The following is a 20029-nucleotide window of genomic DNA, read 5'->3' as shown; positions in this document are numbered from 1 at the left end:
AACGACGCCGCCGGGGCCCTTCCGGCGTCCGCTACCGCCCCCGGAACTCCGCGTTCCGGCGCTCCGCGAACGCCCGAAGCCCTTCCCGTGCGTCCGCCGTCGACAGGTTGATCTCCTGCGCCCAGGCCTCCGCCGCGAACGCGGACGCGCGGTCGGTGTCCAGGGAGGTGTTCACCAGGTGCTTGGTCAGGGCCAGGGCGCGGGTCGGGCCGGTGGCCAGCCGGGTCGCCCACGCACGGGCGGTCTTCGCCAGCTCGGCGTCGGCGACCACGCGGTTGACCAGCCCGAGACGCTCCGCCTCCGCCGCCGGGACCGTGTCCCCGAAGAACATCAGCTCCTTCGCCCGCTGCACCCCGACCAGCCGCGGCAGCAGATACGCGCCGCCGCCGTCCGGTACGAGTCCGCGCCGCACGAACACCTCGACGAACCGGGCCGACTCGGCGGCCAGCACCAGGTCGCAGGCGAACGCCAGCTGCGCACCGAGCCCGGCGGCCGTGCCGTTCACGGCGGCCAGCACCGGCTTCTCGCAGTCCAGTACGGCCCCGATCAGCCGTTGGGCGCCGGTACGGAGGGTGCGCGCGACGTCTCCGGGGATCCGCTCCCCCGCGGCGGGCGCACCGCGCAGATCCGCGCCCGTACAGAACCCGCGCCCGGTGCCGGTGAGCACCACCGCCCGCACCTCCGGATCGGCCGAGGCCTCGGCCAGCAGCTCGGTGATCCGGTCCCGCATGGCCGGAGTGAGGGCGCCGAGGGCCTCGGGGCGGTCGATGGTCACGTACGCGACCTGCTCCCGCACCTCGTGCCGTACCCCGCTCACCTGCACACCACCAGCGCGTCCACCGCCACGGCCCCCTGGCCCCGGGGCAGCACCAGCAGCGGGTTGATGTCCAACTCGGCTATGGAGTCGGACAGTTCGAGCGCCATGCGCTGGACCCGCAGGATCACCTCCACCAGCGCCTCCCGGTCGGCCGGGGGCCGGCCGCGGACGCCGTCCAGCAGGGCCCGGCCGCGCAGCTCGGCCAGCATGGCGTGGGCCTGGTCCTCGCCGAACGGCGGCACCCGTACGGCCGTGTCGTGCAGGACCTCCACCAGCACCCCGCCCAGCCCCACCGTCACCGTCGGCCCGAACAGCGCGTCCTGGCCGATCCCGACGACCGTCTCCACGCCCCGCTCGACCATCTGGCACACCAGGATCCCGTCCAGCCCGATCCCCTCGTAGCGGGCGATGTCGGTCAGCTCCCGGTAGCCGTCGCGGACCTGGCTCGCCGAGGTCAGCCCGATCTTCACCAGGCCCAGCTCGGTCTTGTGGGCGAGCTGCGCGCCGGATGCCTTCATCACCACCGGGTAGCCGATCTGCGCGGCCGCCCGTACGGCCGCCGCGGCGCTGGTCACCAGCTGCTCGCGCGGCACCCGGATGCCGTACGCGCGCAGCAGCTGCTTGGCCGCGTGCTCGCTGAGCTGCCGGCCGGGCTGGAGCAGCGGCTGGGCCTTGCGGAAGGAGGGGGAGAGGGTGCGCGGGGCCGCGTCGAAGGGGGAGCGGTAGCCGGCCACGAAGCGGTGGTGGCCGAGCCAGGCCCGCACCGCGGTGAGGCAGTTGCCGACGGTCCGGAAGGTGGCCACCCGGGCGGAGCCCAGCAGCACCTCCCGGTACGCGGGCTCAGTGCCGACCGGTGAACCCCACACCACGCACACCAGCTTGTCGGTCTCCTCGGCCGCGTCCACCAGATCCCGCACCAGCCGGTCGCTGAGCGGCGGGAAGGGGCCGGTGACCGGGCAGATCAGCACGCCCACCTCGGGGTCGGCGAGCAGCGCGTCGATGATCCTGCGGCCCCGGTGGTCGCCGACCGGGTGGCCACCGCTGTCCACCGGGTTGGCCACGCTCAGGTACTCCGGTATCCACTGGTGCAGCTCGGCCTGCCGGGCCGCGGACAGCCGGGGCAGCCGCAGTCCCGCCGCCGCGGCCAGGTCGGCGACATGGGCGCCGGTACCGCCGGAGATGGAGTACACCGCGACCCCGTCCGCGAGCGGCGCCCGGGCCCGGGCCAGCAGGGCGGCGGTGTCCTGGAGTTCGTCCAGCCCGTCGACCCGTACCACCCCGAACTGCCGCATGGCCGCGTCCACCACGTCGTCGGCGCCGGTGAGCTTGCCGGTGTGCGAGGCGGCCGTACGCGCGCCGGTCTCGGTGCGGCCCACCTTGACCGCGACCACCGGCACCCCGCGGCGGGCGGCCCGGTCGGCGGCGAGCAGGAAGGCGCGGCCGTCCTTCAGCCCCTCCAGATAGGCGGCGATGGCCCCGACCTCGGGCTGCTCGGCGAACCAGGAGAGGAAGTCGGCGGTCTCCAGGTCGGCCTCGTTGCCGGTCGGCGCCCAGTGCGAGAGCCGGATGCCCAGCTCCTGGAGGGCGAAGACCGGGCGGCCCTGGTGCCCGGACTGGGTGATCAGCGCGATCGCCGGGCCGTCGAGGTCGTCGCGGAACCGTTCGAAGGCGTTGAGGTTGGTGTTCGGCCCGACCAGCCGCACCCCGGACCGCCGTACGGCCTCGGCGAGCCGCTCCTGCGCCGCCGCCCCGGCCGCGCCGGTCTCCGCGAACCCGGAGGCGAAGGCGACCGCGAACCTCACCTTGGCCTCGGCCAGTTCGCCGATCACCGGCAGCGGGTCGGCGACCAGCAGCACGGCCAGGTCGACCGGTTCCGGCAGGGCGGCGACGGAGCGGACGCAGGGCAGGCCGAAGACCGACGGCCGGGCCGGATGCACCGGGTGCACCCGCGCGCCCACCCGCTCGGCCCACGCCAGCAGCTGCCGGGTGATCCCGGTGTGGGGCCGTCCCTCGGCGTCCGAGGCGCCGATCACGGCGACGGACTCGGGGCGGAAGAAGCGGGTCAGGTCGGGCACGTCCGCGTGCAGCGGGCGCCCGCTGACGTCCAGGTCGTCGACCCGGCCGGAGACGACGGGGCCGGGCCGCTGCTCGCCGCAGGCGAGGGCGCGGGCCCGGCGGGAGTCGGTGGTGAGGGTGCCGTGGGTCGATCCAAGCATCGTTCCGCCCGCTCCTCGTGAGACGGCACCGCGGGGGACGGCGCCGTGAGACGGCATTCAACTGACGCTCTGTCAGATTACTGAACTGACGAAGCGTCAGGAACATGCCGGAACGGCAAACTTACGGGCGGGACCCGGGTGTCATCGGCGCGCTCCGACCCCCTTGGCGACCGCCTTCGCGATCTTCACGGCGTCCAGCGCCAGCTCGCGGAGCATCCCGCTGATCGGGTTGGTGTACCCGGTGAAGTACAGGCCGGGCGCCTCGGCGGGACTGCGGCCGCCGTGCACCACCGGCCTGCCGCGCCCGTCCAGCACCCCCAGATGCCCGACCAGCCCCTCCAGCGCCCGGGTGTACCCGGTGGCCGCGATCACCGCGTCCGGCGCGATCCGGCTCCCGTCGGCGAGCACCACCTCGCCGCCCTCGAACCCCTCGACGGCCGCCACGATCTCCACCTTCCCCCGGCGCACGGCGTCGATCAGACCGACGTCCTGCACCGGGATGGCGCCCTCGCGCGCCCTGCTGTACAGCCCGGTGTCCGGCCGTGGCAGCCCGTGTGCGGACAGGTCGGGGACGGCGACGCGGGCCTGGAGCCGGCACAGTCCGTCGACGAGCCGCACCGGCAGCCGTCTGATCAGCACCCCCGAGTACTGCGCGGGCCAGCCGAGGGTGGAGCGGCGCACGATGTGCGGCACCGTCCGCACCGCCAGCCGCACCCGCCCGGCCCCGCCCTCCACCAGGTCCACGGCGATCTCGGCGCCGGTGTTGCCGACCCCGACGACCAGCACGTCCCGCCCGGCGTACGGCTCGGCGTTGCGGTAGCCGCCCGCGTGCAGCAGCTCGCCCTCGTACGACTCCCGGCCCGGCCAGTCGGGCAGCCGCGGGGTGTGGTTGTAGCCGGTGGCGACGACCACCGCGCTGCCGGTCAGCTCCCGCCCGCCGGAGGCGTGCAGCAGCCAGCCGGTGCCGTCCTCGGTGCGCTCGACCCGGAACACCTTGACCCCGGTGACGATCTCCAGCTCATGGTGCTCGGCGTACTTCTCCAGGTAGCGCACCACGTCGTCGCGGGCCACCCAACGGCCGAACCGGCGCGGTATCGCGAGCCCCGGCAGAGCGGACAGCCGCCGGGTGGTGTGCAGTCGCAGCCGGTCGTAGTGGCCCCGCCAGGACGCGCCGACCCGGTCGCTCTTCTCCAGCACCACCGCCCGCACCCCCTGGCTGCGCAGCGCGTGGGCGGCGGCGAGACCGCCGGGACCTGCGCCGATGACATAGACCGGGCGGTCGGCGGAGGTCTGGTGCAGGGGCGTGGGGGCGGGACGGGAGACGGCCATGAGCGCGAGCGTAATCACACCCTCGCTTGATGGGTCTCGGTCAAGACCGGAATTGGTTGCGGATTGATCACGGATGTGGAAGGAGTGGGCGGGCCGGGTGACGTACGCCACCCGCATGTGTCCGTACGGCGCCCGTTCGGCCTGTACGGAGGTCGGTTCCTGACGTACCGTCAGATTCCATGGACTCGATATGGCTCGACGGCGCACAGTGGCTGGCGGTCCTGCGTATCGGCCTCGGCCTGTGGTGGCTGGAGAGCTGGCGCCACAAGGACAAGAAGGCCTGGTTCCAGCGCGGCAGTGGGATCGCGTGGGCGGCGGAGATGGCGGCGAAACACCGCTGGGCACCGGTCCGGACCGGCTTCGACAAGGTCGTCCGCCCCCGCCCCAGGCTGATGGCCTACGTCGTCGCCTACGCCGAACTCGCCCTCGGCCTGGGGCTCATCCTCGGCTTCCTCACCCCGGTCGCCCTGCTCGGCGGCCTGCTCCTCAACGCCCTCTACTTCACCCTCATGATCCACGACTGGGCGGAACAGGGGCAGAACTCGATGATGGCGCTGATCTCGCTCGTCGCGTTCTTCGCCGTGTCGTGGCAGGTGTGGTCGCTGGACGCGTGGCTGGGATGGTTCCGATGACGCCGGAAGGGCCGGTGACTCGGGAAGGCCCGCTGACTCCGGACAGCCCGCTGACTCCGGGGGGTCCACGCTATGACTTGCCGGAGCCGGACGCCTTCACCCGCCCCTACTGGGACGCGGCGGCGGCCGGCCGCCTCCTGCTCCGCCGCTGCACCGCCTGCGCCCGCGCCCACCACTATCCCCGCGAGTTCTGCCCGCACTGCTGGAGCGAGGACGTCCGCTGGGAGGAGGCGACCGGCCGGGCCACCCTCTACACCTGGTCCACGGTCCACCGCAACGACCTGCCCCCCTTCGACACCCGCACCCCCTACATCGCGGCCGTGGTCGACCTCGCGGAGGGCCCGCGCATGATGACCGAGGTGGTGGGCTGCGGGGAGGGGGAGCTGAGGGCGGGGATGGAACTGGAGGTGCGCTTCCGGGAGGGAGTGCCGGTGTTCGCACCCCGGCGACCTGCGCAGTAGCGGGCGTTGTCAGTGCTGCTGGATAGCGTGCGTCGCGGACCTGCTGGTGCGACGCGACGGGGGATGTACGGATGCACGGGATGGAGTTCCGGATCGAGCGAGGCATGTTCGCCGAGGCCGTGGCCTGGGCGGCCAGATCGCTGCCCGCACGGTCGCCCGTGCCGGTGCTGGGCGGCCTGACGCTGGACGCGGCGGAGGGACGGCTGCGCATCTCGGGCTTCGACTACGAGGCGTCCGCGACCGTCGAGATCCCGGCGGAGACGCCGACAGCCGGCCAGGTCCTCGTCCCCGGCCGCCGACTGCTCGACATCTGCCGGGTGTTGCCGGACGCGATGGTGGAGTGCGCGCTGGAAGGAGCCCGCTTCACGGTGGAAGGGGGCGGTACGCGCTTCGGGCTGTCGACCCTGCCCCGGCACGAGTATCCGGCCCTCCCCGAGCTTCCCGCCTTTCGCGGAACGCTGGACGCGGCGGAGTTCGCGGCGGCGGTCGCCCAGGTCGCGGTGGCCGCCGGCCGTGACGACTCCCTGCCGGTGCTCACGGGCATCCAACTCCGCCTGCACGGCGACTCGATGACCTTGTCCGCCACGGACCGCTACCGGTATGCCGTGCGGGTGCTGCCGTGGCAGCCGGAGGAACCGACATCCGAGCCTGTGGAGGCAGTGGAGGCGGTGGTCCCCGGCCGAAGGCTGACCGAGATCTCCCGTGCGCTGGCGAAGTCGGGGCGGATCCGCATCGGGCTGAGCGGCACGGGCGGCTCGGGCGGCTCGGGCGGCTCGGGCGGCTCGGGCGGTGGCCTGATCGCCTTCGAGGGAAGCGGGGTGCGGACGACACTGCGGCTGCTGGACGGACGACTGCCGCGCCACGACAAGCTGTTCGCACTGGACGCCCCGGCCGTCGTGGTCATGGACCGGGAGCCGCTCGCCGACGCCGTCCGCCGTGTCGCGGTCGTCGCCGAGCCGAACAGCCCGGCCCGGCTCGACTTCTCCGCCCGGGGAACCGTCCTCCTGCACGCGGGCTACCAGGACGACGTCGCTTCGCAGCAGCTCGCGGCCACGCTGACCGACGCCGACGACCTGGCGGTCGCCTTCAACCCCGCCTACCTGCTGGACGCCCTTAACTCCTTCAACGCCTCCCGGGTACGGCTCGAACTGTTGGGCCCGGGCCGGCGAGCACTGCTCACCGGCGCCCCGGGCCCGGAGGGCGGGGCAATCGAAGACCACCGCCATCTCCTCATTGCGGTACGGCAGTTGAGCTAGCTCAGGATGGCGCAGAGCAACCCGGCGATGCAGAGGAGGGTGAGGGCGAGGACACCCGTCTCGTGCCTGGTGCGGGACGCGGTGGGCGTCCTCGGCATCGGCGGCGTACTCGGCGTACTCGGCGCACTGGCGTACCCCGGATGGAACGGCGGGAGCGCGTACGCGGGCCACGGGCCGGTCCGGTCGCGCGGCGGGGCGTGCTCGGCCTGCCGCCTGCACTCCTCGTACGGCAGGCCCTGGGAGGTGCCCTGGGAGATGTCCTTCACGCGCGGTGTTCCTTCCTCTGGTGCTGACGCAGCAGGACGTTCGCGTCGGTCTCGGCGCTCCGGTCGTACGACACCCGGGCCGCCTCCCGCTGCTCCGCCAGCTCCGTGCAGGGGGCGCAGCCGGGAACCGGGCGGGGCGGCCGGCTGAGGTCGTCGAGGCACGGCGGCGCCCCGGTGGACGGCTGGCTGCCGGTGCGGTGATTGACGGCCCGGACCTTCGCGCCGAGCCGCTCCCCGTCCGTGGGCGCCCGCAGCGCCGCCGGGTCGGCCTGCCACTCCAGCCCGCCGCCGACCGGGCGGAGCATCGCGTAGGGCCCGGCCCGGTCCCGGTACTCACCGACCTTGCCGGTGCCGGGGTCGTAGAAGAGGGTGCCGGGCTCGGGGGGCTCCGACGTCGTTGTCATCGTGGCCAGCTCCTTTCCGTGAACGCCAGTGCGTAGCGCATGCGCGGCGCTACGCTGCGTGTTCGGGTGCTTAGAGAATGGCGCACGGAAGAGGCGTTTGCGCTGTTGAGAGGCCCACGTTCAACGCTTTGCCGAGCACGTTCACCAAATTCAACATGGAGGTGGGATGCCTCAACGCCTGATGGTCACCGGCCGGAGCCAGGAGCCGAGGGCCCGCTTCGCCGAAGAGTTACGGCGACTGCGCACCGAACGCGGCCTGAGCCTGCGGGAACTGGCGAAACAGGTGGGCTGGGACGCGTCCCAGTTCTCCAAGATGGAGAGCGGGCGAACGCTGGGCGGCCCGGAGGTCGTCCAGGCGCTGGACCAGTTCTACGGGACACCGGGCTTGCTGGTGACGCTGTGGGAGCTGGCGGTGGCGGATCCGACGCAGTTCAAGGAGCAGTATCGGCGGTACATGGTGCTGGAGTCGGAGGCGATCAGCCTGTGGCACTACGCCGTGAGCGCACCGCCGGGCCTTCTTCAGACAGCCGGGTACGCACGCGAGGCACTCGGAGTGGGCTGGATCAAGGGTCTTGAACTCGAGCAGCAGGTCGAAGCGCGCCTTGGTCGGCAACAGTTGCTGGAGGGTGACGATCCGCCACCGTTCCGCGTCATCCTCTCCGAGGCGGTGCTTCGCACGTCGCTGCGTGACGTGGGGGCGTGGCGACAGCAGTTGCAGTACCTGGTGGATGCCGCCGAGCGCCCGAACATCACCCTCCAAGTACTCCCGTTCAGTGCTGGTCTCCACGGCCTGATGAACACCGCCGTGAAGTTCCTGCGTCTGTTGGACGGTCGCACCGTCGCCTATACGGAGAACGATCTCCGTGGCGAACTTGTCGAAGAAAACGGCTCAGTTGAGATGTTGCAGCGTAGGTACGATGCGATGCGCGACCTCGCCCTTTCCCCGGCCGAGTCGCGGACGTTCATCCTGCGGATGTTGGAGGAAGTGCCGTGCGAGCCATAGACCTGAGCGGCGTGACCTGGCGCAAGAGCAGCTACAGCAACACGAGCGGCGGCGATTGCGTCGAAGTCTCCGACGACCTCCTCCACACCGCCGACTGGCGCAAGAGCAGCTACAGCAACACGGACGGCGGCGCCTGCCTCGAAGTCGCCGAAGGCATCCCCTCCCTCGTCCCCGTCCGCGACAGCAAGGACACCACCCGCACCCCCCTGCTCTTCACGGCCCCCGCATGGGCGGCCTTTGTGGACGGGGTCAAGGGCGATGCGTCGCTGACCTGAGGGAGATCGCCCGGTCCGGACATCGCCGCATCGACGTGAGCGCGCCCCAGCGCTGTGGGCCCAGGGAGGGTGCTCGGTACGCCTGGCAGGCGATCGGCGGCTTCACGCCGAGATCCCGCCCATGCGGCGATGGGCTGGTCGGCCGAGAATGCCGACACAACAGCCGGAAGCGGGGCGGCCTGATCCGTCGCTGCTCCACGCCGCCGAAAGAAGGCTACATGAGGGCGAGAATTGTCTGATGCGGCGCTTGCGGTAAGGGAAAGCCTGCGCTGATCGGCATGCTCACCTCAAAATCTGCTCAAGTTTGCCCCCGGCGTGCCTGCTGCTGCCTAGGCTCCGTGGTTAACCAAACCAAACCATCGTTTGGTTCCAAGAAATCAGGGGGGAAGAAGTGCGTCTGCTTGCAAGCTCCGTCATTTTCGCAAGCGCCACGGTCCTGGGAATTTCGACCCCGGCGCTGGCGGCGGAACCGACGCCCGATCCGACCGCTACCGTTGCAGTGCCTCAGGATGGTGACGACGCCACCGATGGCCTGCTCCACACCGCGCCGCCAGCCACTCCCCAGGAGTCCTTGTCCGACGCTCCGACCGACCCGGCGCTCGATGTTGATCCGGATCTGCCTGGCAGCGAGTGCAAGCCGGGTCAGAAATGTCCCGCAGCGGGGACTGTGATGAGAGCAAGTGGTTCAAGCCCACTTCCTTAGGGGGTAAATACCATGAAGGAATCGGGCCGAGCCAGTCGAACTACAACGGTAGCCGGGAATACGAAGACATGGACTTCACCGCCGAGGTCTCCGGGACTGTCGGCGTGGCCTATTCCGGTGAACTCACTACGAAGATCAGTACCATGGTGGCCGAGGTGAATCTGAAGTATGGCATCTCGATATCGATGTCCATAACGGCAAAGCTTGGCAACGTGGTGCATGTGAAGAACGTGCCTCCAGGCAGGACAGTGCACGCCCAGTACGGCGTGTGGCGCCGGAAGTTCAGTGGTCTTGCCTACTGGGAGCATCACACCTGCTACCTCACGAAGAACAACGTGACCGGCTATGGCCCGCTGCATGTTGGGTGGTACACGTGGGACGACTGAACTGTGTCAGCCAGGTGGGAACACTGGGGGTGGCCAGTGCGGTGGCCGCCCTGGCGTTGACGGGCTGCACCAGCACGGCCTCGGATGGGCACCGGGCAGCTACCAGTGAGCCGACGGCCACTACGACTTCACCCCGTACACCCGGCACCGCCCGCTCGGCCACCGCGGATCCCCGGACTCCGCCTCAGCTCCCCGAGGCGGAGAAGGTATTCATCCGAGCAGGAGGACGAAGTGGACCTCACACATTCCCTGTGATCCCTCAAGTCGGGCAGGGAGGTCTGGAAGTCGGGGTGATCTGTTCCGGCTCCGGCACCATCGACGTCAATGTCGGCTCGATCGTGAGCTACACCGTTGTATGTGCGAACGGTGACCCCGGGCAGCTGAACGAAGTGGGTCTCAGGCACGTTCACAAGAACGTTGCCGTATCGGTGACGACCAAGACGAGTGGCACCTGGGGGCTTTCGGTGGGGTGGACGAGAAGTAGCCCCACTCACGAGTAGCCCGATCGCGCATGAGTCCCCGTCGGTTCGCTGACGGGGACGCAGCTGTCTCTGGGGCGGCTTCCTGCCCCAGCCCGCCGCGACGGGGCGGAGCCTCGCACAGGGGTCGGCCCGGTCCCGTACTCGCCGACTCTGCTGGGGGCGTAGAAGAGGGAACTCCCCGAAAATCGGTCGCTCATAGCCGACCCCCGCCCAGATCATGGCCGTATGCGCCCCGACGACTGGCACCTCACCGAAGACCTCGACCAATTCCTTTCGCGCGCGGGCGATTTCCTCCGCTCCCGGCCCGCCCTGCACACCGTGCCGTTGTCGGTGGTGGACGCGTTGCAGCGGCGCGGGTTGCGGCACTTCGGGGGTGAGGCGCCCCGGTTCGGGGTGCTCGCGGGGGAGGACGGGAACGTGCGCGCGGTGCTGGTGCACACCCCGCCCTACCCGCCGAACCTGACCCCGCTCGGGCCCGGGGAGGCCGACGCGCTGGCCGCCCGGCTGGTGGAGCTGGGGCATCCGGTCTCCGGGGTCTCCGCCGAGCGGGACACGGCCGCGGCCTTCAGTGAGGCCTGGCAGCGGCGGACCGGGGTCACGGCCGTGATCCGGACCCGCCAGCGGCTGTACCGGCTCACCGAGCTGACCGTCCCGGAGCCCGCGCCCGAGGGGCGGCCGCGCGTGGCCGTACCGGCCGACCGGGACCTCGTCGCCCGCTGGTACGAGGAGTTCGCCGAGGAGACCGGCTCGCACACCGGCGCCGACGCCGCCGAGTGGGCCGACGCGCGTATCGCCCATGGCGGCATCACCCTCTGGGAAGCCGCCGACGGCACCCCCCTCTCGCTGGCCGGGGTGACCCCCGAGATCGCCGGCCAGGTCCGGGTCGCCCCCGTCTACACCCCGCCCGGGCTGCGCGGACGCGGCTACGCGGGCGCCGTCACGGCCGAGGTGAGCCGCGCCGCCCGTACCGCCGGCACCCCCGAGATCCTCCTCTTCACCGACCTCGCCAACCCCACCAGCAACGGCCTCTACCAGCGCATCGGCTACCGCCCGGTCGGGGACTTCACGGTGTGGGACTTCGAGGGCTGAGCGGATGAGTCCGAGGGGTCTTCCGCCACCAGCCGACCGCATACCCGTACATTCATCGCCGGTGGCAATGGCAGCGGCAGGTGCCCTCGGGACCCTGGGAGCCGGGAGCGCCCAGTCGTAGGACGGCGGTCTGCTCTCTCTTCTCGACGGCGCTTCGACCAGCCTGTTGGGCCACTCCTCGCTGCCGCTCCTCAACAACCCCGTCGTTCGTACATTGCGCGCCCTGGCTGAGGTGCACGACCGGATGAGCAGCGTCGACTGCCAGTGAGGGAGAGCTGACCGGTGGGAGTGCGAGCTGCGTCATCCCGTCCAGGCCTCGACGGAGCCTTGGACGGCTCTGCATGGAGGCGGCGCCAGTCGGCGGGTGAGGACATGTTGCCGTCGAGGGGTCGGCGGTGGCGATCGGGTCTCGCCGAGGACCAGGTGGTGGAGTCCCAGAGTCACACGACCCCGCCCATCAACGACGCCACGCACAGCCACAACAGCCCCTGCTCCACGCTACAGACACAGGCGGCCCCTCGCCTTCACGGGCACAGCAGGGAACGCCAACGACTGTGGCCGGGCAGGTCACGGCCTGTATCGCATGGAGCGTTGCTCCTCGACTGTCGGCCTGCTCAACTACAGCGGCGGCACCTTCCAGACGCCTTCCGCCCACTGCTGAACCGGCAACACCGGGGCCCCGTCTGTCAGGGCGGGGCCTTTGGCGGTTCCCTTGCCCGTGCTTGATCTGCCAAGGACTACGCCCGTGTTTACCGCAGTTTTCCAACACCATTACGGCTATCTGGCCGCATGCGCGCTGGTTGCCCTCGTGCTCGGCGGATCGGTGTGGCTTCTGGTCCATCGTGCCGGCAGGCCGCACGGTGTGTGGTTCGGCTGGCTCGCAGCCACGCTCACCGGTGTGCTCGGAGTTACCTTCATGGATGGTGGTCCGGCCAGCAATCGGTGCGTCATCAATCACCAACTCGCCGAACCCTTTCACACCACGCAGGGCCTGTGGAACCTCGCGATGACGGTTCCGCTCGGCCTGTTCGCCTTGCTGGCTTTCCGTCGGCCGCTGCCTGTGCTGGTCGGCCTTGTGCTCCTGCCTGTGACGATCGAGTTCACCCAGGCCACCGTGGATGGTCTTGGACGCGTCTGTGACAGCTCCGACGCCGAGATGAACGTTCTCGGTGGTCTTGCCGGACTGGCTGTGGCGACAGCGATTCTGGCCGGGCGTCGATCCGTTGAGTGGCAGGGAGGCGCGAAAGCATCATTCATCGTTGCTGTGGCGGCTCTCCTGCTGGGCACGGGCGTTGCCGAGCCGATGGTGGCATTCACCAACATCGATGGGACCGGCCTGTCGGCGGCGGACTCCCCGCAGCGTGAGGCCGTTGCGGAGGCTGTGCATCAGGCGTTCGGCGACCGGTATGCCCTGGGGCATGTTTATGAGCAGCCGTGCGTGGGCCTGCCGTGTACGAACATCATCTTCACTCTGCTGAGTCGAGACAAAGAGCACCCGCAGGCTTTCGCCAACGGCAGCCTCTCGTGGCCGGACAAGAAGCATCTCAACGTGCTGCTGGAAGACAGTGACCGCTCCGCCGTCATGGGTTACCCCGTGGCCGGGGCGAACAAGCCGGCCAACGAGCGAGATGCGTTCCAGATCGCACAGTCCTACGTCAACAAGCGCTATCCGTGGGCGAAAGGCGCGGCCGTGCACCGGACCTTCCCAGTGGGGGAGAAGGCGGAACTGGGGTGGATCACCAACTGGCGATGGCTGGACAACAAGGTCCTGATGCCGAGGATGCTGGACATACAGGTCGACAGGGTCGGGCAGATCTCGCAGGTCGATGTGACCCTCGGTCCTCCGCATGTGAAGCTTGCTAAGACCGAGATCAACGAGTCAGGGGCCGAAAAGGCCGTGAAGGAGGCAATGGCTGCTCAGGCCAAGGCCCACGGACGCGGGATCCCGGACGGACTTGACGTGAAGGCGTTCACGTTGAAGGCGGTGTACCGAGACGGGGCCTGGCGGCCTGAATGGCTCGTGGCGGTCTCGGCGGGCTCCAAGACCGACGAGGGCTCGGCTCCGTCGGAGGCCGGAGACGCATGGCATGTGGATGCGGTCGACGGCCGAGTCTATGACGGCAGTGATATGCCGGTGAAGGCCAACTGACGCCCCTCACGGCCACAGCAGCCCCCTGCTCCAGCCGAACCCCGTGCTCCGGTACTCCAGCCGGACATGGCGTCGCTCGGGGTCTCCCTGGAAGAACTCCACCGTGTCCGGGGAGAGGTGGTAGAGGGTCCAGGTGGGGGAGGGTTCGGAGGGGTTGGCGCGGGCCTGCCGCCAGGCCGCCTCGGAGGCGTCGCGGAGTTCCTCCAGGGAGGACAGCTCCGCGCTCTGGCGGCCGGTGAGGGCCGCCGCCAGTGCGCCGGTGGAGCGGGAGTGCAGATCGGCCTGGCTGTCCTCGGCCGGGGCCGCCGCCACCGGGCCGCGCAGCCGGACCTGGCGGCCCAGCACCGGCCAGTAGAAGACGAGGGCCGCGTACGGGCGGGAGGCCAGGGCCTGGCCCTTGCGGCTTGTGGCATGGCTGGCGAAGGACCAGCCGGCGGCGTCCGCGCCGTGCAGCATCACGATCCGCGCGTCCGGCCTGCCCTCCGCGTCCACCGTCGCCAGCGACATCGTGTGCGGCTCCGGCTGCCCGGCCGCCACCGCCTCCGCGAACCAGCTCGTGAACAGCGCCAGCGGGGTGGGCGGGGCGGTGTCCGGGTCGAAGGGCCGCAGCTCCGTCACCTTGGTGTCCCAGACCCGCAGGGACCGGAGCAGTGAGTGGAGATCGTCGTGTGCCATGCGCCGAGTATCGCCCGGGCCTCCGCGCCCGTGCCGTCTGCCCTCGCCCACCGCACCCGGCGATTTCCGTCACTCCCGGCCCCCACCCCCTTCACTCCCGCCCCAGCACCACCGTCCCCGACGAGCAGAACCACCCCCCGGTGCCCGACGCGACCCCCAGCCGGGGCACGCCGCTGCCGGCCCCGCGCACCTGGCGTTCGCCCGCCTCCCCGCGCAGCTGCCGTACCGCCTCCACCAGCAGGAACAGGCCTCTCATCCCCGGGTGCTGGGCCGACAGGCCGCCGCCGTCCGTGTTCACCGGCAGCCCTCCGCCGCGCACCAGCAGCCGCCCCTTCGCCACGAACGCCCCGCCCTCGCCCTTGGCGCAGAAGCCCAGGTCCTCCAGGGTCACCAGGGTCATGTAGGTGAAGGCGTCGTAGATCTGGGCGAAGTCCATCTCGGCGGGTCCGACCCCGGCCCGGGCGAAGGCGAGGCGGCCGCTCACCGCCGCCGGGGACACCGTGAAGTCGGGCCACTCGGACATCGCCGCGTGCGAGACGTGCTCACCGGTGCCGAGGATCCAGACGGGGGCGGTACGGCAGTCCCGTACGTACTCCTCGGCCGCCAGCAGCACCGCCGCGCCGCCGTCCGAGCGCAGACAGCAGTGCAGCTTGGTGAAGGGGTCGGCGATCATCGGGCCGGAGAGGACGTCGGAGACGGTGAGGGGGGTGCGGAACATCGCCTCCGGGTTCAGCGCCGCGTTGGCCCGCGCCTGCACCGCCACCTCGGCGAGCTGCTCGACCGTCGTGCCGTACTCGGTCATGTGCCGGCGGGCCGCCATCGCGTACTTGGCGATCAGTGTGTGGCCGTACGGCACCTCGAACTGGAGCGGACCCCGGGCGCCGAAGGACAGGGTGCCCGTCCGCCGGCCCGCCCTGATGTCCGCGCGGGCCGTGGAGCCGTAGGCCAGCAGGACCGCGTTCGCGTGGCCCGCCGCGATCGCGTCCGCCGCGTGCGCCGCCATCACCTCCCAGGTCGAGCCGCCGACCGACGTGGAGTCCACCCAGCTGGGCCGCAGCCCCAGGTACTCGGCGACCTCCACCGGGGCGAGGGTGCCGAGCCCGGCGGAGCCGAAGCCGTCGACCACCGAGCGGTCGAGACCGGCGTCCGCGAGGGCCCGGCGGGCGGCCTGGGCGTGCAGGCGGTACGGCGTCGCGTCGTCCACCCGGCCGCAGTCGGACAGGGCCACGCCGACCACGGCGACCTTCCGCTTCCCGCGCGTCATGAGGGCTCCTCCCCCTGGGCATCTCGCTCCGGCCCCCCTAATATGACGGCCCGTCAGGTACGGGGGAAGGGTGAGGGAAGAAGCCATGGACACGCGTCTCACCGCCGAGCAGGACGAGATCCGCCGCACCCTGCGCGAGCTGCTGCGCGCCCGCTGCGGCTCGGCCGAGCTGCGGGCCGCCGTCGACAGCCCGGCCGGGTACGACCCCGCGCTGTGGTCCGCGCTCGCCGGCCGGCTCGGGCTGCCCGGACTCGCCCTGCCCGAGCGGTACGGCGGTGTCGGCTGCTCGGTCACCGAACTCGCCCTCGCCTGCGAGGAGACCGGGCGGGCCCTCGCTCCCTCCCCGCTGCTCGCCACCTCCGTCCTCGCCGCCCCGCTGCTGCTCGCCCTCGGCACCGACGCCCAGCGCGCCGAGCTGCTGCCCCGGCTGGCGGCCGGCACCCTCACCGCCGCCCTCGCCGTCCCCGGGCCCGCCCTCACCACGGCCCTCGCCCTGTCCGGCCCCAACGCGGGGTACGCGGCCGGCGGGGGCCGGGCGGGCGGGGTGCAGGCCCGGCGCACCGACACCGGCTGGACCCTGTACGGCCAGGCCGACCAGGTGCTGGACGGGCACAGCGCCGGGCTGCTGCTGGTCGCCGCGCACACCGGGGGCTTCGCCCGCTCCCGCACCCGGCTGTTCCTGGTGCAAGGGGACGCGCCCGGGCTGGTCCGCGCCCGGCACACGGCGCTGGACGCGACCCGCCCGCAGGGCCGCGTACAACTGCGTGACGTACCCGCCGAGTTGCTCGGTGAGCCGGACACGGCCGTCCTGCCCGCGCTGGCCGCCCTCGGCGACACCGCCGCGACCGTGCTGGCGGCGGAGGCGGTGGGGGCGGCGGACCGGGTGCTGGAGCGGACGGTCGAGTACGTCGGACAGCGCGAGCAGTTCGGCCGGCCCGTCGGCTCCTTCCAGGCGGTGAAGCACCGGCTGGCCGATGTGTATGTCGCGGTGCAGGCGGCGCGCTCGGCCGCCTACTACGCCGCGTGGGCGGCCGGGCGCGGGGAGGCCGTCGGCGGGCTGGCGCTCGCCCAGGCGCTGGAGGCGCTGCGCAGCGCCGCCGCCGAGGCCGTCCAGGCACACGGCGGCATCGGTTTCACCTGGGAGCACGACGCCCACCTGTACTTCAAGCGAGCCGCCGGCGACGAGCTGCTGTTCGGGCCGACGCACCGACTGCGGGACCGGGCCGCCGAGATGGCGGGGCTCTTCGAGGGTGCGGGGGTGGCGGTGTGAGGGGCGGGTTCGGTGTGCGGGGCGTGCAGCGGGTGTCGGGCACGCGCGGCTTCGCCAAGGTCGCCCGGCACGTGATCCCGGCCCTGGGTCGAGCCGTCCACCGGCTCACCGGGGGCCGGGTGCCGCCCGGGGTGCCCCTCTGCTTCGACCGGGCCGCCGAGATGGCGGGGTTCTTCGAGGGTGCGGGGGTGGCGGTGTGAAGGGCGGGTTCGGTGTGCGGAGCGTGCAGCGGGTGTCGGGCGCGCGTGCCGGGGGCATGCACCGGTTGCGGGACCGGGCCGCCGAAGTGGCGGGGCTCTTCGAGGGTGCGGAGGTGGCGGTGTGAGCGGCGGGATCGGCGTGCGGATCGTCCAGCGGGTGTCGGCCACGCGCGGCTTCGCCAAGGTCGCCCCGCATGTGATCCCGGCCCTGGACCGGGCCGTCCACCGGCTCACCCGGGGCCGGGTGCTGCTCAGCGCCCAGCTGTTGCCCGGGGTGATCCTCACCTCCACCGGTGCCCGCAGCGGACAGCCCCGCAGGACGCCGCTGGCCTGTATGCCCGAGGGGCGCGGCTGGCTGCTCGTCGGCTCCAACTTCGGCCGTACCGACCACCCCGCCTGGACCCACAACCTGCTCGCCCACCCCGACGCGGTCGTCAACTGGCGGGGCCGCGACATCCCGGTCACCGCCACCCTGCTCACCGGGGAGGAACGGGCCGCCGCCTGGAAGACCCTGCTGTCCTTCTGGCCGCCGTACGCCACCTACCAGGCCAGGGTCCGGCGCGAGATCCGCGTCTTCCGGCTCACCCGGCGCGAACCCTAGCCGTCGGGCGGCTCCCCGCTAGCCGGCGACCGGCTCCTCGACCACGCGGAACCGCTGGGCGACCACCGGCGTGTTCCCGTCGATCTCCGGGGTGCGGCCGAGGAACGCGCGCACGCCCTCGCTGCGGAAGAACTCCTCGTGGGCGGCCCGCCATTCGGCCGCGTCGGCATAGCCGCGCCCCTCGGCGCGGGCGAAGTCGTCGTCGATCTCCCGCATCGCCACCACGCGCACCTCGACCAGTTCGACGACGACCGCCGGCCGGTTCGCCGAGTCGACCACGCAGAACCGCTGTCCGGCCCGCGGCAGTGGTTCTCCGGCGTGCTCGTAGAGCGCCGGGAGCCCGGTGAGCGCGGTCTTCTGCCCGCTGAGGATCGCCGCGACGCCGCTGTCGCGGAGCGGGCCGGGCAGGGCGAGTTCGAGGGTGGGCAGGCCGGTGTGCGTCATCGGGTGAGGCTACAAAGGATCCGGCGGGGCGGACAAGGGATCCGCCGGGGGACCGGCGCGGCGCCGTAGCTGCGAGCTAGAGCGTCGCCAGCCGCTCCACCAGCAAAAACGCCCCGATCCCCAGCATCGCCGCCCCCGACGTCCGGGTCACCGCCCGGGCCGCCGCGGGCCGTGCGGCGAGCAGGACGCGGGCGAGGGTGCCGACCGCGAGGTACACCGCCGCGCAGCAGGCCATGTGGAGCAGGCCGAGGGTCGCCGTCTGCACCGGCACGGGCAGGTGGGCGCCGCGCAGGGTGAGGAACTGGGGGAGGAGGGAGAGGTAGAGCAGCAGCCCCTTGGGGTTCAGACCGCTGATCGTCGCCCCGCGCAGAAAGAGCCGCCCCTCCGCCGCGTCCCCGGACCGGGAAAGCCGCCCCTCCTCCGTCGCCCCGGTGTCGCCCGCCCCCGGCACCGCCGGCCGCCGCAGCACGCTCCAGCCCAGCCAGAGCAGATAGCCCGCGCCCGCCACGGTCAGGCCGGTCAGCAGCCCCGGGGAACTCGCGACGAGGACCGCCAGGCCCGCCGTCGCCAGGGCCGTGTGCAGGGCGTACCCGGAGACCAGACCGGCGACCGCGCGCGGCACCGAGCGGCCGCGCAGGGCGGTGGCGATCACATAGGCCCAGTCGGCGCCCGGCACACACACCAGCAGCAGGTCGAGAAAGAGAAAGGAAAGGAGGAGTCCCGCGTCCATGGAAGGGACATTAGGCGCGATCAGCCCAAAGGTGTTCCTGAAATTACCCCTGAGTGCGAGACGATGGGCAAGAATCTTCTCCATGGACGACGTGGACCGGAAAATCCTTGCAGAGCTTCAACAGGACGGGCGGCTGACCGTGACCGAGCTGGCCGCCCGGGTGCGGCTCAGCGTCTCGCCCTGCCATCGCCGGCTGCGCGAGCTGGAGCGCTCCGGCGCCATCCAGGGCTATCGCGCGGTGGTGGACCCGGCGTCGCTGGGGCTGAACTTCGAGGCGCTGGTCTTCGTCTCCATGCGGCAGGAGGACCGGGACACGGTCGCCGAGTTCGAGCGGGCGGTCAGCGAGCTGGATCACGTACTGGACGCCCAGCGGCTCTTCGGCGAGCCGGACTATCTGCTGCGCGTCGCCACCGCCGACCTGGCGGCCTTCCAGCGGCTCTACGACGACCGGCTCGCGGCCCTGCCGGGCGTGCAGCGGCTCACCTCGACGCTGGTGATGAAGCACGTGGTCCGGGACCGTCCACTGCCGGCATAGCGAGCGCTCAGCGACCCGCTCAGCGACCCGCACAGCCGCCCGCACAGCAGCGCGGGCGGCGGCTCACCGGAAGTGAACCACCGCCCGCCAGACAGGACGCGTGGAAAACGGCACTACAGAAAACGGCGTGACAGAAAACGGCGTTACGGAAAGCAGCCTTACTTGCTCGGCTTTCTGCCGGTCACGCCCAGATGCACCAACAGCGCCAGATTCGGCTTGAGTTCGGCCTGCTTCACACCCCACGACGTGAACCCCTTCTGGTGCGAGGCCACCGCCGCGAGCATCGCGACCAGGGATCCGGCCACCGCGGCCGGGTTCACGTCCTTGTCGACCCGCCCCTTGGACTGGAGTTCCGCGATGGAGTCCGCGAGGGAGTTGTTGACCGAGTTGAGGATCTTCATCCGGATCTTGTAGAACCGTTTGTCCCCTTCGGCCGCGCCCAGGTCGACCACGCGCAGGATCGCATCGTTCTTGCGCCAGAACTCCAGGAACCCGTCCACGAGTTCCTGCGCGGTCTGCCACCCCGACTTCCCGGCCCAGGACCGCCCTTCGAGCAGTTCGGTCAACCCCGCGCCCTCCGAGGCCATGTGCTCGGCGATCTCCAGGACGGCGCCCTCGACGTCCGGGAAGTACTGATAGAAGGTCGCGGGCGAAGTGCCCGCCTTCCGGGCGACATCGATGACCTTGACGTCCCGGTAGGGGGAGGAGCTGAGCATCTCGCTGAGGCAGTCGAGCAGCTTCTGCCGGGTCGCCTGCCCTCGCCGGCCGGCCACCCGGCCGTCGACGGTACGCACTTGTCCTGTCATGCCGTCAGCTTACCGAGGGGTGATCGGAGCGCGATT

22 protein-coding genes are annotated in these 20029 nt (G+C 71.5%); 12 read left to right on the top strand and 10 right to left on the bottom strand.

Going from position 1 to position 20029, the window contains the following annotated elements; all coding sequences use genetic code 11:
* Positions 1-31: 31 nt before the first annotated feature.
* From ACFVIU_RS10965 to ACFVIU_RS10955, 3 genes are all read right to left on the bottom strand, one after another.
* Complete coding sequence (locus ACFVIU_RS10965) at positions 32-823, bottom strand: enoyl-CoA hydratase/isomerase family protein (protein ID WP_385841963.1); 792 nt, start codon at positions 821-823, stop codon at positions 32-34.
* Complete coding sequence (locus ACFVIU_RS10960) at positions 814-3033, bottom strand: acetate--CoA ligase family protein (RefSeq protein ID WP_385841962.1); 2220 nt, start codon at positions 3031-3033, stop codon at positions 814-816. Before ACFVIU_RS10960 ends, ACFVIU_RS10965 begins: the two co-directional genes overlap by 10 nt.
* A 141-nt stretch (positions 3034-3174) precedes the next feature.
* Entirely contained in the window at positions 3175-4362 is a 1188-nt protein-coding gene (locus ACFVIU_RS10955; protein WP_385841961.1) for a flavin-containing monooxygenase, read from the bottom strand.
* Positions 4363-4541: 179 nt separating this feature from the next.
* Between ACFVIU_RS10955 and ACFVIU_RS10950 the strand changes: the two genes are divergently transcribed.
* From ACFVIU_RS10950 to dnaN, 3 genes are all read left to right on the top strand, one after another.
* Positions 4542-4994, top strand: a complete 453-nt coding sequence (locus ACFVIU_RS10950) for a DoxX family membrane protein (RefSeq protein ID WP_385841960.1) — start codon at positions 4542-4544, stop codon at positions 4992-4994.
* A 77-nt stretch (positions 4995-5071) separates the two neighbouring features.
* A complete protein-coding gene (locus ACFVIU_RS10945; RefSeq protein WP_385841959.1) occupies positions 5072-5455 on the top strand; it encodes a Zn-ribbon domain-containing OB-fold protein in 384 nt (127 codons plus the stop codon).
* 80 nt (positions 5456-5535) lie between these two features.
* Positions 5536-6711: a DNA polymerase III subunit beta gene (gene dnaN / locus ACFVIU_RS10940; RefSeq protein WP_385842205.1), complete on the top strand. Its 1176-nt coding sequence runs from the start codon at positions 5536-5538 to the stop codon at positions 6709-6711.
* On the opposite strand, the gene ACFVIU_RS10935 is transcribed toward dnaN, so the two are convergent.
* Both ACFVIU_RS10935 and ACFVIU_RS10930 read right to left on the bottom strand, forming a co-directional pair.
* Entirely contained in the window at positions 6708-6977 is a 270-nt protein-coding gene (locus tag ACFVIU_RS10935) for a hypothetical protein (RefSeq protein WP_385841958.1), read from the bottom strand. The two genes, dnaN and ACFVIU_RS10935, sit on opposite strands and share 4 nt — an antisense overlap.
* The gene (locus tag ACFVIU_RS10930) at positions 6974-7381 is read right to left on the bottom strand and encodes a hypothetical protein (RefSeq protein ID WP_385841957.1); all 408 of its coding nucleotides are present in this window, start codon (positions 7379-7381) and stop codon (positions 6974-6976) included. Before ACFVIU_RS10930 ends, ACFVIU_RS10935 begins: the two co-directional genes overlap by 4 nt.
* A gap of 166 nt (positions 7382-7547) precedes the next feature.
* On the opposite strand from ACFVIU_RS10930, the gene ACFVIU_RS10925 reads away from it, so the two are divergent.
* The 5 genes from ACFVIU_RS10925 (at position 7548) to ACFVIU_RS10905 (ending at position 13468) form a co-directional block, all read left to right on the top strand.
* Positions 7548-8384: a helix-turn-helix domain-containing protein gene (locus ACFVIU_RS10925; protein ID WP_385841956.1), complete on the top strand. Its 837-nt coding sequence runs from the start codon at positions 7548-7550 to the stop codon at positions 8382-8384.
* Positions 8372-8659 carry a DUF397 domain-containing protein gene (locus ACFVIU_RS10920; RefSeq protein ID WP_385841954.1) on the top strand — a complete coding sequence of 96 codons (288 nt, stop codon included), beginning with the start codon at positions 8372-8374 and terminating at the stop codon, positions 8657-8659. The genes ACFVIU_RS10925 and ACFVIU_RS10920 overlap by 13 nt, the downstream gene beginning before the upstream one ends.
* A 771-nt stretch (positions 8660-9430) precedes the next feature.
* Positions 9431-9748 (top strand): hypothetical protein, encoded by a 318-nt coding sequence (locus ACFVIU_RS10915; protein WP_385841953.1) that lies wholly within the window; start codon positions 9431-9433, stop codon positions 9746-9748.
* Between the two features lie 707 nt (positions 9749-10455).
* Complete coding sequence (locus ACFVIU_RS10910) at positions 10456-11319, top strand: GNAT family N-acetyltransferase (RefSeq protein ID WP_385841952.1); 864 nt, start codon at positions 10456-10458, stop codon at positions 11317-11319.
* Positions 11320-12064: 745 nt separating this feature from the next.
* Positions 12065-13468, top strand: coding sequence for a VanZ family protein (locus ACFVIU_RS10905; RefSeq protein WP_385841951.1), 1404 nt, complete (start codon positions 12065-12067; stop codon positions 13466-13468).
* 6 nt (positions 13469-13474) lie between these two features.
* On the opposite strand, the gene ACFVIU_RS10900 is transcribed toward ACFVIU_RS10905, so the two are convergent.
* Both ACFVIU_RS10900 and ACFVIU_RS10895 read right to left on the bottom strand, forming a co-directional pair.
* Complete coding sequence (locus ACFVIU_RS10900; protein ID WP_385841950.1) at positions 13475-14143, bottom strand: pyridoxal 5'-phosphate synthase; 669 nt, start codon at positions 14141-14143, stop codon at positions 13475-13477.
* A gap of 91 nt (positions 14144-14234) precedes the next feature.
* Positions 14235-15407 (bottom strand): acetyl-CoA acetyltransferase, encoded by a 1173-nt coding sequence (locus ACFVIU_RS10895; RefSeq protein ID WP_385841949.1) that lies wholly within the window; start codon positions 15405-15407, stop codon positions 14235-14237.
* Positions 15408-15492: 85 nt separating this feature from the next.
* On the opposite strand from ACFVIU_RS10895, the gene ACFVIU_RS10890 reads away from it, so the two are divergent.
* The 3 genes from ACFVIU_RS10890 (at position 15493) to ACFVIU_RS10880 (ending at position 17478) form a co-directional block, all read left to right on the top strand.
* Positions 15493-16677, top strand: a complete 1185-nt coding sequence (locus ACFVIU_RS10890; protein ID WP_385841948.1) for an acyl-CoA dehydrogenase family protein — start codon at positions 15493-15495, stop codon at positions 16675-16677.
* Positions 16674-16877, top strand: a complete 204-nt coding sequence (locus tag ACFVIU_RS10885; RefSeq protein WP_385841947.1) for a hypothetical protein — start codon at positions 16674-16676, stop codon at positions 16875-16877. The genes ACFVIU_RS10890 and ACFVIU_RS10885 overlap by 4 nt, the downstream gene beginning before the upstream one ends.
* A 121-nt stretch (positions 16878-16998) precedes the next feature.
* Positions 16999-17478, top strand: coding sequence for a nitroreductase family deazaflavin-dependent oxidoreductase (locus ACFVIU_RS10880; RefSeq protein WP_385841946.1), 480 nt, complete (start codon positions 16999-17001; stop codon positions 17476-17478).
* Between the two features lie 18 nt (positions 17479-17496).
* On the opposite strand, the gene ACFVIU_RS10875 is transcribed toward ACFVIU_RS10880, so the two are convergent.
* Positions 17497-17922: an ASCH domain-containing protein gene (locus tag ACFVIU_RS10875; RefSeq protein WP_385841945.1), complete on the bottom strand. Its 426-nt coding sequence runs from the start codon at positions 17920-17922 to the stop codon at positions 17497-17499.
* 76 nt (positions 17923-17998) lie between these two features.
* A complete protein-coding gene (locus ACFVIU_RS10870) occupies positions 17999-18652 on the bottom strand; it encodes a LysE family translocator (protein WP_385841944.1) in 654 nt (217 codons plus the stop codon).
* Between the two features lie 82 nt (positions 18653-18734).
* Between ACFVIU_RS10870 and ACFVIU_RS10865 the strand changes: the two genes are divergently transcribed.
* A complete protein-coding gene (locus tag ACFVIU_RS10865; protein ID WP_385841943.1) occupies positions 18735-19187 on the top strand; it encodes an Lrp/AsnC family transcriptional regulator in 453 nt (150 codons plus the stop codon).
* 158 nt (positions 19188-19345) lie between these two features.
* Here the strand turns inward: ACFVIU_RS10865 and ACFVIU_RS10860 are convergent, their stop codons facing one another.
* Positions 19346-19981: a TetR family transcriptional regulator gene (locus ACFVIU_RS10860; RefSeq protein ID WP_385842204.1), complete on the bottom strand. Its 636-nt coding sequence runs from the start codon at positions 19979-19981 to the stop codon at positions 19346-19348.
* Positions 19982-20029 lie beyond the last annotated feature (48 nt).

The sequence above is a fragment of the Streptomyces sp. NPDC127190 genome (genome assembly GCF_042672505.1).
Lineage (GTDB): Bacteria > Actinomycetota > Actinomycetes > Streptomycetales > Streptomycetaceae > Streptomyces.
Note: the sequence above shows the minus strand (reverse complement) of the source record. Positions and strands in the feature narration are given on the sequence as shown.

What these genes read in the sequence shown, in the direction of transcription:
- ACFVIU_RS10960 (WP_385841962.1), bottom strand. Translation starts at nt 3,033, where the DNA reads ATGCTTGGATCGACCCACGGCACCCTCACCACCGACTCCCGCCGGGCC.
- ACFVIU_RS10900 (WP_385841950.1), bottom strand. Translation starts at nt 14,143, where the DNA reads ATGGCACACGACGATCTCCACTCACTGCTCCGGTCCCTGCGGGTCTGG.
- ACFVIU_RS10895 (WP_385841949.1), bottom strand. Translation starts at nt 15,407, where the DNA reads ATGACGCGCGGGAAGCGGAAGGTCGCCGTGGTCGGCGTGGCCCTGTCC.
- dnaN (WP_385842205.1), top strand. Translation starts at nt 5,536, where the DNA reads ATGGAGTTCCGGATCGAGCGAGGCATGTTCGCCGAGGCCGTGGCCTGG.
- ACFVIU_RS10870 (WP_385841944.1), bottom strand. Translation starts at nt 18,652, where the DNA reads ATGGACGCGGGACTCCTCCTTTCCTTTCTCTTTCTCGACCTGCTGCTG.
- ACFVIU_RS10890 (WP_385841948.1), top strand. Translation starts at nt 15,493, where the DNA reads ATGGACACGCGTCTCACCGCCGAGCAGGACGAGATCCGCCGCACCCTG.
- ACFVIU_RS10925 (WP_385841956.1), top strand. Translation starts at nt 7,548, where the DNA reads ATGCCTCAACGCCTGATGGTCACCGGCCGGAGCCAGGAGCCGAGGGCC.
- ACFVIU_RS10930 (WP_385841957.1), bottom strand. Translation starts at nt 7,381, where the DNA reads ATGACAACGACGTCGGAGCCCCCCGAGCCCGGCACCCTCTTCTACGAC.
- ACFVIU_RS10865 (WP_385841943.1), top strand. Translation starts at nt 18,735, where the DNA reads ATGGACGACGTGGACCGGAAAATCCTTGCAGAGCTTCAACAGGACGGG.
- ACFVIU_RS10955 (WP_385841961.1), bottom strand. Translation starts at nt 4,362, where the DNA reads ATGGCCGTCTCCCGTCCCGCCCCCACGCCCCTGCACCAGACCTCCGCC.
- ACFVIU_RS10910 (WP_385841952.1), top strand. Translation starts at nt 10,456, where the DNA reads ATGCGCCCCGACGACTGGCACCTCACCGAAGACCTCGACCAATTCCTT.
- ACFVIU_RS10950 (WP_385841960.1), top strand. Translation starts at nt 4,542, where the DNA reads ATGGACTCGATATGGCTCGACGGCGCACAGTGGCTGGCGGTCCTGCGT.
- ACFVIU_RS10915 (WP_385841953.1), top strand. Translation starts at nt 9,431, where the DNA reads ATGGACTTCACCGCCGAGGTCTCCGGGACTGTCGGCGTGGCCTATTCC.
- ACFVIU_RS10875 (WP_385841945.1), bottom strand. Translation starts at nt 17,922, where the DNA reads ATGACGCACACCGGCCTGCCCACCCTCGAACTCGCCCTGCCCGGCCCG.